The 15,636-nt window shown below is 71.1% G+C and carries 15 protein-coding genes; 6 read left to right on the top strand and 9 right to left on the bottom strand.

Annotation, left to right across the window (positions count from 1 at the left end; all coding sequences use genetic code 11):
* Positions 1-56: 56 nt before the first annotated feature.
* From IM697_RS14750 to argH, 4 genes are all read right to left on the bottom strand, one after another.
* Complete coding sequence (locus tag IM697_RS14750; RefSeq protein WP_194048144.1) at positions 57-1,583, bottom strand: MFS transporter; 1,527 nt, start codon at positions 1,581-1,583, stop codon at positions 57-59.
* Complete coding sequence (locus IM697_RS14745; RefSeq protein ID WP_228044674.1) at positions 1,580-2,131, bottom strand: TetR/AcrR family transcriptional regulator; 552 nt, start codon at positions 2,129-2,131, stop codon at positions 1,580-1,582. Before IM697_RS14745 ends, IM697_RS14750 begins: the two co-directional genes overlap by 4 nt.
* A gap of 80 nt (positions 2,132-2,211) precedes the next feature.
* A complete protein-coding gene (locus tag IM697_RS14740) occupies positions 2,212-3,183 on the bottom strand; it encodes an aldo/keto reductase (protein ID WP_194048142.1) in 972 nt (323 codons plus the stop codon).
* An 88-nt stretch (positions 3,184-3,271) separates the two neighbouring features.
* Positions 3,272-4,705, bottom strand: coding sequence for an argininosuccinate lyase (argH, locus tag IM697_RS14735; RefSeq protein WP_194048141.1), 1,434 nt, complete (start codon positions 4,703-4,705; stop codon positions 3,272-3,274).
* 262 nt (positions 4,706-4,967) lie between these two features.
* Here argH and IM697_RS14730 point away from each other — a divergent pair, with 262 nt between their 5' ends.
* The 6 genes from IM697_RS14730 (at position 4,968) to IM697_RS14705 (ending at position 10,408) form a co-directional block, all read left to right on the top strand.
* Positions 4,968-5,894, top strand: coding sequence for a hypothetical protein (locus IM697_RS14730; protein ID WP_194048140.1), 927 nt, complete (start codon positions 4,968-4,970; stop codon positions 5,892-5,894).
* 117 nt (positions 5,895-6,011) lie between these two features.
* Positions 6,012-6,599, top strand: coding sequence for a pyridoxamine 5'-phosphate oxidase family protein (locus IM697_RS14725; protein ID WP_194048139.1), 588 nt, complete (start codon positions 6,012-6,014; stop codon positions 6,597-6,599).
* Between the two features lie 3 nt (positions 6,600-6,602).
* Positions 6,603-7,304, top strand: a complete 702-nt coding sequence (locus IM697_RS14720) for a L,D-transpeptidase family protein (RefSeq protein ID WP_194048138.1) — start codon at positions 6,603-6,605, stop codon at positions 7,302-7,304.
* Between the two features lie 90 nt (positions 7,305-7,394).
* Positions 7,395-8,777 (top strand): ferredoxin reductase family protein, encoded by a 1,383-nt coding sequence (locus IM697_RS14715; RefSeq protein WP_194048137.1) that lies wholly within the window; start codon positions 7,395-7,397, stop codon positions 8,775-8,777.
* A gap of 37 nt (positions 8,778-8,814) precedes the next feature.
* Positions 8,815-9,612 carry an FMN-binding protein gene (locus tag IM697_RS14710; RefSeq protein WP_194048136.1) on the top strand — a complete coding sequence of 266 codons (798 nt, stop codon included), beginning with the start codon at positions 8,815-8,817 and terminating at the stop codon, positions 9,610-9,612.
* Positions 9,605-10,408: an FAD:protein FMN transferase gene (locus IM697_RS14705; protein WP_228044672.1), complete on the top strand. Its 804-nt coding sequence runs from the start codon at positions 9,605-9,607 to the stop codon at positions 10,406-10,408. Before IM697_RS14710 ends, IM697_RS14705 begins: the two co-directional genes overlap by 8 nt.
* Positions 10,409-10,441: 33 nt before the next feature.
* Here IM697_RS14705 and IM697_RS14700 read toward each other — a convergent pair whose 3' ends face one another.
* From IM697_RS14700 to argC, 5 genes are read right to left on the bottom strand one after another with little or no spacing between them, the layout of a single operon-like run.
* Positions 10,442-10,987, bottom strand: coding sequence for an arginine repressor (locus IM697_RS14700; protein WP_194048135.1), 546 nt, complete (start codon positions 10,985-10,987; stop codon positions 10,442-10,444).
* Between the two features lie 19 nt (positions 10,988-11,006).
* The gene (locus IM697_RS14695) at positions 11,007-12,194 is read right to left on the bottom strand and encodes an acetylornithine transaminase (protein ID WP_194048134.1); all 1,188 of its coding nucleotides are present in this window, start codon (positions 12,192-12,194) and stop codon (positions 11,007-11,009) included.
* Entirely contained in the window at positions 12,191-13,102 is a 912-nt protein-coding gene (argB, locus tag IM697_RS14690) for an acetylglutamate kinase (RefSeq protein ID WP_194048133.1), read from the bottom strand. The genes IM697_RS14695 and argB overlap by 4 nt, the downstream gene beginning before the upstream one ends.
* A complete protein-coding gene (gene argJ, locus IM697_RS14685) occupies positions 13,099-14,250 on the bottom strand; it encodes a bifunctional glutamate N-acetyltransferase/amino-acid acetyltransferase ArgJ (protein WP_194048132.1) in 1,152 nt (383 codons plus the stop codon). Before argJ ends, argB begins: the two co-directional genes overlap by 4 nt.
* On the bottom strand, positions 14,247-15,275 hold the full coding sequence (argC, locus tag IM697_RS14680; protein ID WP_194048131.1) for an N-acetyl-gamma-glutamyl-phosphate reductase: 1,029 nt from the start codon (positions 15,273-15,275) through the stop codon (positions 14,247-14,249). Before argC ends, argJ begins: the two co-directional genes overlap by 4 nt.
* Between the last annotated feature and the right edge of the window lie 361 nt (positions 15,276-15,636).

Below are 15,636 nucleotides of genomic sequence, written 5' to 3'. Positions count from 1 at the left end.
TCTGTGCGACGGCGGCTGCGGGTCATCCGTGGCTGGTCGCGCAGTTCCCCGCGCCCCTACACGGCGTTGTCGAGCCGTTGGTCGCGGAGGAGGAACCATGCTGCCAGTGCCGCAGCGAGCAACACCGCGGCTCCGACGCCCGACGCGAGTGCCAGGCCGTCCACGAAGGAACTCCGCGCCGCCTCCAGCATCGCCCCCGCCGGCTGCGCCGGCATCCCCGCCGCCGCCTCCACCGCGCCGCCCAGCGATTCGTGGGCCTCGGCCGGAGTGCCCGCCGGGCCCGTGAAGTCGCGGTACACGCCCGTCACGATGGAACCCAGTACGGCGATGCCGAGCGCCGCGCCCAGCTCGTACGCCGTCTCCGACGCCGCCGACGCCGCGCCCGCCTGTTCCTTCGGAACCGAGGACAGGATCACGTCCGAGGTCACCGTGAACGAGAAGCCCGCGCCGACGCCGACCACCAGCAGGGCCGCACCCAGCACGGGGTACCCCGTCGAGCGGTCGATCACCGTCAGCACCGCCAGGGCGAGGCCGATCGCCGCGAGGCCGCCGGAGACCACGGCCCGTACCGAGAAGCGGCGGGCCGCGCGGCCGGCGATCAGGCCGGCCGCCACCGCACCGATCGCGGCGGGCAGTTCGGCCAGGCCCGCCTCCAACGGGCCCCTGCCCTGCACGAGTTGCAGGAACTGGGAGAGGAAGAACACCAGGCCGGACAGGCCCAGGATGGTCAGCAGGTCGGCCAGCACCGCGCCGCTGAAGCCACGGCTGCGGAACAGCCGCATGTCCAGCAGCGGGGTCGGCAGCGTGAGCTGGCGGCGGACGAAGCCGTACAGCGCGGCCGCACCCAGCAGGCCGGCGGTGAGGGTGGTCCAGGTGAAGCCGTGTGCGGCCGCTTCCTTGACCGCGTAGACGACGCCGATCATGCCGACGAGCGACAGGGCGACGCTGATCATGTCCCAGGGGCCGGGGTCGGGGTTGCGCGACTCGGGGAGCAGCTTGCTGCCGACGAGGACCAGGACCGCCATCACCGGCAGGTTGATCAGGAAGACCGAGCCCCACCAGAAGTGCTCGAGCAGGAAGCCGCCGACGATGGGGCCGACGGCCGTACCGGCGGAGGCGGTGGCGCCCCAGATGCCGACGGCGAGGCTGCGTTCGCGCGGGTCGTGGAAGAGGTTGCGGATCAGGGCGAGGGTCGCGGGCATCAGGGTCGCGCCCGCGACACCGAGCAGGGCCCGGGCGACGATCATCGTCTCCGGTGTCGTCGCATAGGCGTTGAGGACGGATATCGCGCCGAACGCCGTGGCGCCGACGAGCAGGATCCGCTTGCGGCCGATGCGGTCGCCGAGGCTGCCCATGGACACGAGCAGTCCGGCGATCACGAAGGAGTAGACGTCGCCGATCCACAGGAGCTGGGTGCCGGAGGGCTTCAGGTCCTCGCTGATATAGGGGGTCGCGAGACCGAGGACGGTCGCGTCGACGGCCACCAGCAGCACGGCGAGCACGAGGACGGACAGCGCCAGCCAACGGCCGGGGCGCTTGGTCACCGCCTCGGTCGTGGTCGCGGGCTGCAGGGTGCTGGTCATGATTCCTCTCTTCTGAGCGCGCCGCCGAGCAGCAGCTCGACGGTCATGTAGTGGAAGTCGTTGGGGGCGACCTTGCCGCTCTGCACGACCCAGGCGCCGGAGGCGAGCAGCCCGAACAGGGCCTCGGTCAGCCACACGGGCGTGAGATCGATCCGGAACTCGCCGTTCTCCTGGCCGCGCCGGAACAGCGCGGCGATACGACCGTCGATCCTCGACCAGCCCTCGTTCTGTTCCTCGCCCTCGAACAGCTGGTTCTCGGTGTAGAGGAAGGCGAGCAGACCGGCGGCGGACTCGATCTCGCGGACGAGACGTCGTACGGCGTCACGTGCCGGCCCCTCGTCCAGCCGCGCCGCCTCCACCGCCGCCTCGCATTCGGCGATGCCGAGCGTCTCCAGCGCCCGGACGAGAGCGTCCCGCCCGGCGAACTGCCGGTGCAGCGTGGCCCGGCTGATCCCGGCCGCCTTGGCGACCTCGTCCATGGTCGCGGTGGATTTGCGGGTCAGCAGGGCTGCGGCGGTGCGCAGTACGTGGTCACGGCCGACGGCCATGAGACAACCATAGCCCATGTGAGACATTCATGTCTCATTCAAGGCGTACAGAGCTCACAACCCCTTCCACGGGAGGTGTCTCAGTGCCAGGGCAGTTGCCCGCGCCGCTCCCAGTACGCGCCCGGTTCCTCCACGAGCGACGCGAGCCGCTCCACCTGCTCCTCGTCGAGGTCGACGACGGCGGCGTGCAGGTTGGACGCGAGCTGTACGGTCGTCGCGGCGCCGGACAGGACCACACCGGCCCAGGGCTGGCGCAGGATCAGCGCGAGGGCCACGGCGTCACAGCCCAGGGACGTCTCCTCGGCCACCGACTTCAGCGCGTCCGGCGCGTACGGGTCCGCGAGGCGGCCGTTGGCCATGCCCTCCTTGACGATCACCGTGAGCCCGGCCTCGTGGGCCTCGGCGAGGGCGGGGGCGGCCGAGGTCTCCAGGGCGTTGTACGTCGACTGCACGGTGCGGAAGAGCGGCTCGCCGTCGACGGTCACGGCGAGGGCGGCGCGGATGGCGTCGGCCTGGGCGGGGCCGCTGGTGGAGAAGCCGACGGTGAGGCCCTGGGCGGCGGCTTCGGCGAGCCTCGCGTGCAGGTCCTTGTCGGTGAGGGCGGGGCTGTCCGGGGTCACCGAGTGGATCTGGTAGAGGTCGAGCCGGTCGCCGAGCAGGGCGTCGGACTCGGCGCGCTGACGCTCGTACGCCTGCAGGCTGTGGTCCTTGACCTCGTGCTTCTCGGCGTCGGTGGTCCAGCCGGCGGTGTAGGTGTAGCCCCATTTGCTGCCGATGACCACGTCGTCGAGATCGGGGCGGGTGCTCAGCCAGTCGGCGAGGAACTCCTCGGAGCGGCCGTAGGAGCGGGCCGCGTCGAAGTAGCGGACGCCCTGGGCGTAGGCGGCGTCGAGGAGTTCGTGGGTGCGGGTGCGCAGCGTCTCGACGCCGCGGTTGTCCCCGAGGTCCTGGTCCCGGCCGAGGTTGATGTAGCCGGGGCGACCGATCGCGGCGAGGCCGAGGCCGATGTGGCAGGTGGGTGTCGTCGCTGTTGCCAGTCGGGCGAAGGGCATCGCGGGCTCCGTTCGGTCGGTTCCGGTACGGCTTGCGACCAACGTAACCCGTGATGACCTTCGCCCGAGGGCTTGAGGGCGGTGCCTGTCAGCCCTGCTTCTTGGCGTCGGCCCACTCGTGCTGAGCCGCCACGTCCCGCTTCACCTCGGCCAGCTGGATCGCGACCGCGCTCGGGGCCGTACCTCCCCGGCCGTTCCGCGACGCCAGCGCCCCCGGCACGTTGAGGACCGTCCGCACGTCCGGCGTCAAGTGGGCCGAGATCTTCGCGAACTGCTCGTCCGTCAGGTCGTCCAGCTCCTTGCCCTCGGCTTCGGCGACCTTCACGCACTCGCCGGCGACCTCGTGCGCGACACGGAAGGGGACGCCCTGCTTGACCAGCCACTCGGCGATGTCGGTGGCCAGGGAGAAGCCGGCGGGGGCCAGTTCCTCCATGCGCTCGCGGTTGACGGTGAGGGTGGCCATCATGCCGGTGAAGGCGGGGAGCAGGATCTCCAGTTGGTCACAGGAGTCGAAGACCGGCTCCTTGTCCTCCTGGAGGTCGCGGTTGTAGGCGAGGGGCAGCGCCTTGAGCGTGGCCAGGAGCCCGGTCAGATTGCCGATCAGGCGCCCCGACTTGCCGCGGGCCAGCTCCGCGATGTCCGGGTTCTTCTTCTGCGGCATGATCGACGAGCCCGTGGAGAACGCGTCGTGCAGGGTCACGAAGGAGAACTCCTTCGTGTTCCAGATGATGACCTCCTCGGCGATCCGGGAGAGGTTCACCCCGATCATCGCGGTGATGAAGGCGAACTCGGCGACGAAGTCACGCGACGCCGTGCCGTCGATCGAGTTGCCGGCCGACCCGTGCTCGAAGCCGAGGTCCTTGGCCACCGCCTCCGGGTCCAGGCCGAGGGAGGAACCTGCCAGGGCGCCCGAGCCGTACGGGGAGACCGCCGTGCGCTCGTCCCACTGGCGCAGCCGCTCGGCGTCCCGGGACAGGGACTGGACGTGCGCCAGGACGTGGTGGGCGAAGAGCACCGGCTGGGCGTGCTGGAGGTGGGTGCGGCCGGGCATGGCCACGTCCGGATGGGCCTCCGCGAGGCCGATCAGCGCGTCCTGGAGGTCGGCGATCAGACCGCCGATGACGCGGGCGTGGTCGCGCAGGTACATCCGGAAGAGGGTGGCGACCTGGTCGTTGCGGGAGCGGCCCGCGCGCAGCTTGCCGCCGAGGTCCGGGCCGAGGCGCTCCAGCAGGCCCCGCTCCAGCGCGGTGTGGACGTCCTCGTCGGCGATCGTGCCGACGAAGTCGCCCGAGGCCACGTCGGCTTCGAGCCGGTCGAGCCCGGCGATCATGCGCTGCAGCTCGTCCGCGGTGAGGAGTCCCGCCTTGTGCAGCACGCGCGCGTGGGCGCGGGAGCCGGCGATGTCGTACGGCGCCAGCCGCCAGTCGAAGTGGACGGAGGCCGACAGCTTCGCCAGGGCCTCGGCGGGACCGTCGGCGAAACGGCCGCCCCAGAGCCGTACGTCACCGCTGTTGCTGCTCACTCGCTGTGCTCCTCGGGAGGGTCCGGGTGTGGCACCGCCTCCCCGTGGCGTGAACGGGGAGGCGGTCGTCAGGCCAGTGCACGCACTCACCACTGTCGACGTGCATGAGTATGCAGAGTTCTGCATGATTCGTCAATCCGGGCTCGCGGTGACGGAAATCCGAGCACTCTTTGAACGCGGGAAACCGCTTACCCGTACCTCTCGCCGAACGCAGGCGCCGCGTTCGTAAACGACGACACCCGAACCCGAGTGAGGCATCCGCATGTCCAGGGCTCTTCCGAAGTACAACAAGCGTCGCGTCGCGTTCATCGGCGGCGCCGCCGCGGTGGCGCTGTCCGGCACGGTGATCGCGGGCTTCGCGCTCGCCGGGGAGACGTCCCGGAGCAGCGACACGAACGCCCGCACCCTGGCCGGTCCCGGCACCATCTCGTGCCCGGACGTCACCGGCCAGCTGCCGGCGGTCCCGGCGTCCGCGCAGGCCGAGGTCGACCGCAACCTCGCCCAGCTCCAGACCCAGATCGACGAGGCCAACCAGCGCCTCGTCGACACCGTCGGCCAGGGCGGACCCAACTTCGTCCAGAACGCCATCCTCGGCCCCCTGGAGGACAAGCGCGTCGCCGCCCTCAACCGCATCGAGACCGCCATCGGCCGCGCGGCCGAGAAGCCCGAGGGCCTGGAGGCGTTCGCCGCCTGCAGCCTCAACGCCGACGGCGGCGCGGCGGCGGGCGCGGGCGAGGAGGCCGGGGCCGGCGAGGAGGCGGGGGCCGGTGCGGGCGAGGCCGAGGCCACGCCGACCGAGGCGGCCGAGGACGAGGCGGGCGGCGCCGCGGGCGAGGAGAGCGGGAACGACGCGGGGAACGCCGGAAACGGCGGGGGCAACGCGGGGAACGCCGGTGTCGGCTCGATCGCCTGCCCGGACGTCACCGGCCAGCTGCCCGCCGTACCGGCGTCCGCGCAGGCCGAGGTCGACCGCAACCTCGCCCAGCTCCAGACCCAGATCGACGAGGCCAACCAGCGCCTCGTCGACACCGTCGGCCAGGGCGGACCCAACTTCGTCCAGAACGCCATCCTCGGCCCCCTGGAGGACAAGCGCGTCGCCGCCCTCAACCGCATCGAGACCGCCATCGGCCGCGCGGCCGAGAAGCCCGAGGGACTGGAGGCGTTCGCCGCCTGCACGCTCACCCAGTGACGTGACAGGTATCCAGGGCCGCCCTGTTGGCACGCCGGCCGGGGCGGCCCTGGTCACCCGAAGGACACCCGGTAATTCCTTAGACAAACGAACGACCCGCGTCCATACTCGGTAGACGTGGGAAAGACTTACGAACGCATAGACGGCAGGCTCCGCACGTTCATCGAAGAGCAGCCGCTCTTCTTCACCGCGACCGCTCCCCTGGCCGCCGACGGCACGGTCAACCTCTCCCCCAAGGGGCTGCGGGGTTCGTTCGCCGTCCTCGACGAACTCACCCTGGCCTACCTCGACTTCGCCGGCTCCAACGCCGAGACGGTCGCGCATCTGCGGGAGAACGGCCGGATCACCCTGATGTGGTGCGCCTTCCAGGGCCCGCCCAACATCGTCCGGGTGCACGGCCGCGGCGAGGCCGTCTTCCGGGACGACCCGCGGTTCCAGGAGCTGCTCGGCCATTTCCCCGACATCGACACCTCCCGGCACGGCCTGCGCGCGATCATCGTGGTGCGGGCCGAAGTCATTCGCGACTCCTGCGGGTACGCGGTGCCCCTGATGACGTACGACGAGGACCGCGACCTGCACGGCAAGCGGTTCGCCCGGGAGGACGACGACTCGCTCAGCGCGTACTTCGCCAAGAAGGAGTACATCGCGACCAGCCTGGATGGCCTACCCGGGCTGCCGTTGCCGCTGCCGCCGTCTAGCGTCTGAGGCATGCGCCCCGGTGTCGTCGCCCTCGCGTCCGCATCCCTCCTCGCCCTCGGCGCCGCGCCCGGCGGTGCGCCGCCGAAGCCGCTGCCCGCGAGGATGGCCGACACCGGGGGCGGCACCCAGCTGATCACCGCGGTCGCGCCGAAGGCCGGCTCGACCTCGGGGACGGTCACGTGGTGGGACCGGGCCGACGGGCGCTGGGTGAAGACCGGTTCGGCGCGGGCCCGCTTCGGCGCGAAGGGGCTCGCCGAGGGCGGCCGGCGCAAGCAGGGCACGAACACGACGCCGACGGGGCTGTACGGGCTGCCGTACGCCTTCGGCATCGAGACGGCGCCGCGCGGGACGACGTACAAGTACCGCCGTGTCCACAGGAACTCCTGGTGGTGCCAGGACAACGACTCCCGCGCGTACAACCGGTGGAGCGAACCGCGGGCCCGCGACTGCCGGGCCGCCGAGTCCGAGCACCTCGTCTCCTACGGCGCGCTGTACGCGCACGCCCTCGTCATCGGCTTCAACTACGACCGCCCGGTGAAGGGGCGCGGGGCCGGGATCTTCCTCCATGTGAAGGGACGCGGGGCGACGGCCGGGTGTGTGTCGGTGTCGCGGGACGCCATGCGGCGGATCCTCACATGGGCCGATCCGCGGCGCAGACCGCACATCGCGATCGGGACGGCGAACGGGCCGACGGCGATCACCAGGTACTGAGCGCGCACCACTGAACACACCGCCCTCCTCGCACGTATCTCTGGGCCAAGGGACCACGCCACCCCCCTTGCTCCCGTTCCCGGAGGAACCGTGACCACCACGCTCGCGGGCGGCCGTGCCGCTCGACGCCAGACGCTGCGCCGCATCCGACCGCGCCGCTCCCCGGCCGTTCCGCTGGTCGTCGCCCTATGGGCGGGCGCGGCGGCGGTGCTGTGGCTGTGGTGGGACAACACGCCGTCCCTCGCGGACAACACGGCCAAGATCCTCGCCGCGGGCCGGATCACCGGTCTGCTCGCCGGCTATCTGATGGCGCTCGTGGTGCTCCAGATGGCGCGGGTGCCCGCGCTGGAGCGGCGGGTCGGCTCGGACCGGGTCGCACGCTGGCACGCGATGAGCGGCCGCTACACGGTCTGCCTGGTCATCGCGCATGTCTTCCTCACCATGTGGGGGTACGCGCTCCAGGCCGGCAAGACGCTCGGCGACGTCGTCCAGCAGACGATCGACTCGGTCAACACCCTGCCCGACATGGGCAAGGCGGCCATCGGCACCGGCCTGCTGTTCCTCATCGCGTTCATCTCGATCGGGGGCATCCGCCGCCGGATCCCGTACGACTCCTGGTACCACGTGCACCTGCTGACGTACGCGGCGGTGTACCTGACGTTCTGGCACCAGATCACCACCGGCAACGAGTTCGCCGTCCAGCCCGCCGCGAAGACCTTCTGGTACGGGCTGTACGGGGCCGTGACCGCGGCGGTGCTCTGGTACCGGGTGCTCACCCCGATCCGCCTCAACCTGCGGCACCGGATGTACGTCGAGGCGGTCATCGAGGAGACGCCGGGCATCGTGTCGGTGCTGATCGGCGGGCGCAAGCTGCACCGCATGGGGGCGCAGGCGGGCCAGTTCTTCCGGTGGCGGTTCAAGGCGCCGGGCATGCGGTTCAGCTCGCATCCGTACTCGCTGTCGGCGGCGCCCCGCCCCGACATGCTGCGGATCACGGTCAAGGCGATCGGCGACCACACCTCCCGGCTGCGCGACCTCAGGCCCGGCACCAAGGTGTGGGCCGAGGGCCCGTACGGCGCCATGACCGCCCAGCGCCGCAGCCGGGGCAAGGTGCTGCTGGTGGCGGGCGGGGTCGGCATCACGCCGATGCGGGCCCTGTTCGAGACGCTGCCGGGGGCGGCCGGCGACATCACCCTGCTCTACCGGGCCAACAGCACCCAGGACCTGGCGCTGTGGGACGAGCTCGCGGCGATCGCCGACGAGCGCGGCGCCCGGCTGATGTACGCGGTCAACAGCCCGGACGGCGAGCGGCCGGACATCTCGGCGGACCGGCTGCGGCAGAAGCTGCCGGACATCGACAAGCACGACGTGTTCATGTGCGGGCCGGCCGGCTTCGCACAGTCCGTCTACGAAGCACTGCGCGGCGCGGGTGTGCCTGCCCGCCGCATCCATCACGAGTCGTTCGAGATGTGAGCGACGGGACTTAAAGACTTCAGGAGCTGTAGAAGCCATGAGGAAGAGTCACCCCATCCGGCGGGTTGTGCTGGCGGGTGCCGCCACCGTGTCCGGGATCGTGCTGCTGCTGTCGCTGAAGCCGGCGTCCGACCCGGGGTCCGCGCAGGCGGCGGGCGGCGCGGCACCCCCGGCGGCGGCCTCGCCCCAGGGCGGCGCCCAGGCGGCCGGGTCCGGCACGGTCACCGGTGACGCGGCGCAGACCCAGTACGGGGCCGTGCAGGTGCGGCTGACCATGAGCAACGGCAAGATCACCCAGGCGGAGGCCGTCCAGGCCCCCAAGGGCGGCCGGAGCGACCAGATCACCGCCAACGCCGTGCCCAAGCTCAACCAGGCGGCCGTGGCCGCCGCCAGCGCCGACATCGACGCGGTCTCCGGCGCCACCTACACCAGCGCCGGCTACAAGGAGTCCCTCCAGTCGGCGATCGACAAGGCGAAGGCGAGCTCCGGCTCCTCGCAGGGGTCCGGTTCGCAGGAGTCCGGTTCGCAGGGGTCCGGTTCGCAGGATTCCGGCGGCGCCCAGGCCACCACCGTCAACGGCAGCGTCGCGCAGACCCAGTACGGGCCGGTCCAGGTCCGGATCATCGTCAGCGGCGGGAAGATCACCAAGGCCGAGACGATCCAGGCCCCCAAGGGCGGCCGGAGCGACCAGATCACCGCCAACGCCGTACCCAAGCTCAACCAGGCGGCCGTGGCCGCCGGCAGCGCCGACATCGACGCGGTCTCCGGCGCCACCTACACCAGCGCCGGCTACAAGGAATCGCTCCAGGCCGCACTGGACCAGGCCGGTGGCTGACACGGTGGCGGAACCGACACAAGCTCCCGCCGCGGTACGTCATGCGGAGGAGGTCATGGGGACGGTCTTCTCCTTTGACGTCCGCGGCGGGGACCCCGGTGCCGTGCGGTCGGCGCTGGAAGAGGCGGTCGCCGGGCTGCGCCGGGTCGACGAGGTGTTCAGCACGTACCGCGACGACAGCCAGATCTCCCGGCTGGCGTGCGGCGAGCTGACGGTCGACGACTGTGCCCCGGAGGTCGCCGAGGTCCTCGACCTGGGCGCCGAGGCGGAGCGGCTCAGCGAGGGCTGGTTCAGTACGACGTACGAGGGCCGCCTCGACCCGACCGGCATCGTCAAGGGCTGGTCGGTGGAACGAGCGGCCCGCCGTCTGGCGGACGTCGCCGGTGTGACGGGCGTGAGCGTGAACGGCGGCGGCGACGTGCAGCTCCTGGGCGTGCCGGGTCCGCAGCGCCCTTGGCGGGTCGGCATCTCCGACCCCTTGCGCCCCGGCGGCCTGGCGGCGGTCATCTCCGCTGCCGGCCTGACCGAACTGGCGGTGGCCACCTCCGGCACGGCGGAACGCGGCACCCATATCGTCGACCCCCGCACGGGCCGCTCCGCGGTGACGGACCTGGTGGCCGTGACGGTGGTGGCCCCCGAGCTGACCTGGGCGGACTGCTGGGCGACGGCGGCCTTCGCGATGGGTTCGCGGCAGGGGCTGCGGTGGCTGGAGGCCCTGCCAGGGGTGGAGGCCCTGCTGATCACGGCGGGGGATGAAGTGCGGTGCACGGGAGGACTGGCGGCGCGGCTCGGTTGAGCACTGAAGCGCCCACCCCCGTCACCACCCCACTCAGTGGCCGTTCTGAGCCAACCGCAACAAGTGATCGGCCAAAGCCTGACCGCCCGTAGGATTCCGGCTGATCAGCAACAACGTGTCGTCACCGGCGATCGTCCCCAGAATGTCCTGCAGCTCGGCCTGGTCGATCGCCGACGCCAGAAACTGCGCCGCCCCCGGAGGAGTACGCAGGACCACGAGGTTCGCGGAAGCCTCCGCGGAGATCAGCAGCTCCTGCGACAACCGCCGCATCCGCTCCTCCTTCGCCGACTCCCCCAGCGGAGCGCGCGGTGTGCGGAACCCGCCCTCGCTCGGCACCGCGTAGATGAGGTCACCGTCGTTGTTGCGGATCTTCACCGCGTTCAGCTCGTCCAGATCCCGGGAGAGCGTCGCCTGCGTGACACTCAGCCCGTCGTCGGCAAGCAGCTTCGCGAGCTGGCTCTGCGACCGCACCGGCTGCCGGTTGAGGATGTCCACGATCCGGCGGTGGCGCGCGGTGCGGGTCTGCGGCACGGCAGGCCCCGCGGCCCCGTTGTGCTCGTGGTCCTGCGCCTGACTCATCGTCGTCTCATTCCCCGGATCATCCGTCCCCGTCGGCCACGTCAAGGATGCCGGGAAGCCCCTGAAGAAGCGCCTCCACTTCGTCGTCACCGAGGTTCAGCGGCGGCATGAGCCGTACGACATCGGGGGCGGGCGCGTTCACCAGGAAACCGGCGTCCTGAGCCGCCTGCTGCACCTTGGCGGCGAGCGGTTCGGTGAGCACGATACCCAGGAGCAGGCCGCCGCCCCGGACATGGTCGATCAGCGGGTGGCCCAGGGCCTCGATCCCGTCGCGCAGCTTCTCGCTCTGCCGCTTGACGTTCTCCAGCAACCCGTCGTTCGCGATGGTGTCCAGCACGGCCATTCCCGCGGCGCACGCGACCGGGTTCCCGCCGAAGGTCGTCCCGTGATGGCCGGGCTGGAGCAGCTCCGCGGCCCGCCCGAAGGCGACCGTCGCGCCGAGCGGCAGCCCGCCGCCGAGCTGCTTGGCCAGGGTGACGACGTCCGGCAGGACGCCCTCGCTGGCCTGATAGGCGAACCAGTGCCCGGTGCGGCCGACGCCGGTCTGCACCTCGTCCAGGACCAGCAGGGCGCCGGTGGCGGCGGTGATCGCCCGCGCCGCCTTGAGGTAGCCGGCGGGCGGGACCACGACGCCGTTCTCGCCCTGGATCGGCTCGATGATCACCAGCGCCGTCTGCTCGGTGACGGCGGCGGCCAGCGCCTGCGCGTCGCCGTACGGCACATGCGTGACGTCGCCGGGCAGCGGCAGGAACGGCTCCCGCTTGCCGGGCTGCCCGGTGAGGGCGAGGGCGCCCATCGTGCGGCCGTGGAAGCCGCCGTCGGTGGCGACCATGTGGGTCCGCCCGGTCAGCCGGCCGATCTTGAACGCGGCCTCGTTGGCCTCGGCGCCGGAGTTGCAGAAGAAGACCTTGCCGTCCCGGCCGAAGAGCTGGAGCAGCCGTTCGGCGAGGGCGACGGTCGGCTCGGCCATGAAGAAGTTGGAGATGTGGCCGAGGGAACCGATCTGCCGCGAAACGGCCTCGATGATCGCCGGATGGGCGTGGCCGAGCGCGTTGGTCGCGATGCCGCCGACCCAGTCGTAGTACTGCCGGTCCTCGGCGTCCCAGACCTTGAGCCCCGCACCGCGCACGAGAGGGAGCCGCGGGGTGCCGTAGTTGTTCATCAGCGAGCCCTGCCACCGCTGGGCGTACTCCTGGTTGGCGGTCATTGCGCGTCCCCCTCCGGCGCGTCCGGCACGACCATCGTGCCGATCCCTTCATCCGTGAAGATCTCCAGCAGGATCGAGTGCTGGACCCGGCCGTCGATGACCCGGGCGGTGGTGACGCCGTTGCGGACGGCGTGCAGACAGCCCTCCATCTTCGGCACCATGCCGGAGCTCAACTCCGGCAGCAGCTTCTCCAGTTGGGAAGCGGTGAGGCGGCTGATCACCTCGTCGGAGTGGGGCCAGTCCTCGTAGAGGCCCTCGACGTCCGTGAGGACCATGAGGGTTTCGGCGCCCAGCGCAGCAGCGAGTGCCGCAGCCGCCGTATCAGCATTGACGTTGTAGACATGTCCGTCGTCCTGGCTCCGGGCGATCGACGAGACGACCGGGATCCGGCCGTCGGCGAGCAGGGCCTCGATCGCGCCCGTGTCGATGTCGGTGATCTCGCCCACCCGCCCGATGTCGACCAGCTCGCCGTCGATCTCGGGCTGGTGCTTGGTGGCGGTGATGGTGTGCGCGTCCTCGCCGGTGAGGCCGACGGCGAGCGGGCCGTGTTCGTTGAGCAGGTTGACCAGCTCGCGCTGGACCTGCCCGGCCAGCACCATCCGTACGACGTCCATGGCGTCCTCGGTGGTGACGCGCAGGCCCGCCTTGAACTCGCTGACGATGCCGTGCTTGTCGAGGGCGGCGCTGATCTGCGGGCCGCCGCCGTGCACGACGACGGGCTTGAGCCCGGCGTGGTGCAGGAAGACGACGTCCTGGGCGAAGGCGGCCTTGAGCTCCTCGTCGATCATGGCGTTGCCGCCGAACTTGATGACGACGGTCTTGCCGTTGTGCCGGACCAGCCAGGGCAGCGCCTCGATGAGGATCTGGGCCTTGGGGAGAGCGGTGTGCTTCCGCGTCGGGTTGCTCATGAGGAGTAGGCGCTGTTCTCGTGGACGTAGTCGGCGGTCAGGTCGTTGGTCCAGATGGTGGCGGTCTCCGCGCCCGCGGCGAGGTCGGCGACGATGTGCACCTCGCGGTAGCGCATGTCGACCTTCTCGCGGTCCTCGCCGACGCCGCCGTTCTTGCAGACCCAGACACCGTTGATGGCGACGTTGAGCCGGTCCGGCTCGAAGGCGGCGGACGTGGTGCCGATCGCGGACAGGACGCGGCCCCAGTTGGGGTCCTCGCCGTGGATGGCGCACTTGAGGAGGTTGTTGCGGGCGATGGAGCGGCCCACCTCGACGGCGTCGTCCTCACTCGCGGCGTTGACCACCTCGACCTTGATGTCCTTGCTGGCGCCCTCGGCGTCCCGGATGAGCTGCTGACCGAGGTCGTCGCAGACGGTCCGTACGGCTTCGGCGAACTCCTCGTAGCCCGGGGTGGTCCCGGAGGAGCCGGAGGCGAGCAGCAGCACGGTGTCGTTGGTGGACATGCAGCCGTCGGAGTCGACGCGGTCGAAGGTGACCTTGGTGGCGGCGCGCAGGGCCTTGTCCAGTACGTCGCTGTCGACGGCGGCGTCGGTGGTGAGGACGACCAGCATGGTGGCCAGGCCCGGTGCGAGCATGCCCGCGCCCTTGGCCATGCCGCCGACGGTCCAGCCTTCCTTGGTCACGACGGACGTCTTGTGGACGGTGTCGGTGGTCTTGATGGCGATGGCGGCCTTCTCGCCGCCGTGCGCGGAGAGCTGGGCCGCGGCGGTCTCGACGCCCGGGAGCAGCTTGTCCATGGGGAGCAGGACGCCGATCAGTCCGGTGGAGCAGACGGCGACCTCGATGGCGCCCCGGTCGAGCACCTCGGCCACCTTCTCGGCGGTGGCGTGCGTGTCCTGGAAGCCCTTCGGCCCCGTACAGGCGTTGGCGCCACCGGAGTTGAGGACGACCGTGGAGACCTGGCCGCCCTTGAGGACCTGCTCGGACCACAGGACCGGTGCGGCCTTGACGCGGTTGGAGGTGAAGACGCCCGCGGCGGCGCGGCGGGGCCCGTCGTTGACCACGAGGGCCAGGTCCGGGTTGCCGTTCTCCTTGATCCCGGCGGCGATGCCCGCCGCCCGGAACCCCTTTGCTGCCGTGACGCTCACGGTGCGACTCCGATCGTGGAAAGCCCGGTGTTCTCGTGAAACCCGAGGGCGATGTTCATGCTCTGGACGGCGCCGCCGGCCGTGCCCTTGGTCAGGTTGTCGATGGCGCTGATCGCGATGATGCGGTGCGCGGCGGCGTCGAACGCGACCTGCACCTGAACGGCGTTCGAACCGTAGACGGACGCCGTGGCCGGCCACTGCCCCTCCGGGAGGAGGTGGACGAAGGGTTCGTCGGCGAAGGCCTTCTCGTAGGCGGCGCGGAGGGACTCGGCGGTCACGCCCTCCTTGGCCTTCGCGGAGCACGTGGCCAGGATGCCGCGGGGCATCGGGGCGAGGGTCGGCGTGAAAGAGACGTTCACGGTCTCCCCCGCGGCGGCGCTGAGGTTCTGGATCATCTCGGGGGTGTGCCGGTGGCCGCCGCCGACGCCGTACGGCGTCATGGAGCCCATGACCTCGCTGCCCAGCAGATGCGGCTTGGGCGCCTTGCCCGCGCCGGACGTGCCGGAGGCGGCGACGATCACGGCCTCGGGCTCGGCGAGGGAGGCTGCGTAGGCCGGGAAGAGGGCCAGCGAGACGGCGGTCGGGTAGCAACCGGGCACCGCGATGCGCTTGGACCCCTCCAGCGCGGCGCGGGCGCCCGGAAGTTCGGGGAGGCCGTACGGCCAGGTGCCGGCGTGCGGGGAGCCGTAGAACCGCTCCCAGTCGCCGGCGTCCTTCAGCCGGAAGTCGGCGCCCATGTCGACGACCAGCACGTCCGGGCCGAGCCGCTCGGCGACGGCGGCGGACTGTCCGTGCGGCAGCGCGAGGAAGACGACGTCGTGCCCTGCCAGCACCTCCGGCGTGGTCTCCTGCAGCACCCGGTCGGCGAGGGGCAGCAGGTGCGGCTGGAGCGCCCCGAGCCGCTGCCCGGCGTTCGAGTTGCCGGTCAGGGCGCCTGTCTCGATCTCAGGGTGCGCCAGGAGCAGACGCAGCAGTTCCCCGCCCGCGTATCCGCTCGCTCCGGCCACTGCCGCACGTACCGCCATGGAATCCTCCTCTAGACGGCATGACTATACGTAACGCTGCAGTTTTATGCAATCGGATGCGATCACCCGCCGGGGGCCGGCTGAGACCGAGTTCTTGAGCTGTTCGCAGGAAGTGGTACTGGACTTCACTGACGGCATGAGTGGGGTGTAGCACACTCCGGACTTCCTCGTACTGCTGCCTGGAACGACGACCAGATCCGCGGGACCCCGATGAGGACCTCCACCTCGTGACCGAGGACGAAGAACAGCACGAGGAGGCGGCGGCCCGGCTGGTGATGTCACCAGCCGGGCCGGTGGCAGTGACGCCCAGGGCTATCGCCGATCACAGCACGCGGCGGTGGGCCGCTGCCCGCACAGCGGC

The sequence above is a fragment of the Streptomyces ferrugineus genome, assembly GCF_015160855.1.
Taxonomy (GTDB): Bacteria; Actinomycetota; Actinomycetes; order Streptomycetales; family Streptomycetaceae; genus Streptomyces; species Streptomyces ferrugineus.
Note: the sequence above shows the minus strand (reverse complement) of the source record. Positions and strands in the feature narration are given on the sequence as shown.

Coding starts and splice junctions, on each gene's coding strand:
- IM697_RS14720 (WP_194048138.1), top strand. CDS start 6,603: ATGCGCCCCGGTGTCGTCGCCCTCGCGTCCGCATCCCTCCTCGCCCTC.
- IM697_RS14730 (WP_194048140.1), top strand. CDS start 4,968: ATGTCCAGGGCTCTTCCGAAGTACAACAAGCGTCGCGTCGCGTTCATC.
- IM697_RS14700 (WP_194048135.1), bottom strand. CDS start 10,987: ATGAGTCAGGCGCAGGACCACGAGCACAACGGGGCCGCGGGGCCTGCC.
- IM697_RS14745 (WP_228044674.1), bottom strand. CDS start 2,131: ATGGCCGTCGGCCGTGACCACGTACTGCGCACCGCCGCAGCCCTGCTG.
- argB (WP_194048133.1), bottom strand. CDS start 13,102: ATGAGCAACCCGACGCGGAAGCACACCGCTCTCCCCAAGGCCCAGATC.
- argC (WP_194048131.1), bottom strand. CDS start 15,275: ATGGCGGTACGTGCGGCAGTGGCCGGAGCGAGCGGATACGCGGGCGGG.
- IM697_RS14750 (WP_194048144.1), bottom strand. CDS start 1,583: ATGACCAGCACCCTGCAGCCCGCGACCACGACCGAGGCGGTGACCAAG.
- IM697_RS14710 (WP_194048136.1), top strand. CDS start 8,815: ATGAGGAAGAGTCACCCCATCCGGCGGGTTGTGCTGGCGGGTGCCGCC.
- IM697_RS14695 (WP_194048134.1), bottom strand. CDS start 12,194: ATGACCGCCAACCAGGAGTACGCCCAGCGGTGGCAGGGCTCGCTGATG.
- IM697_RS14740 (WP_194048142.1), bottom strand. CDS start 3,183: ATGCCCTTCGCCCGACTGGCAACAGCGACGACACCCACCTGCCACATC.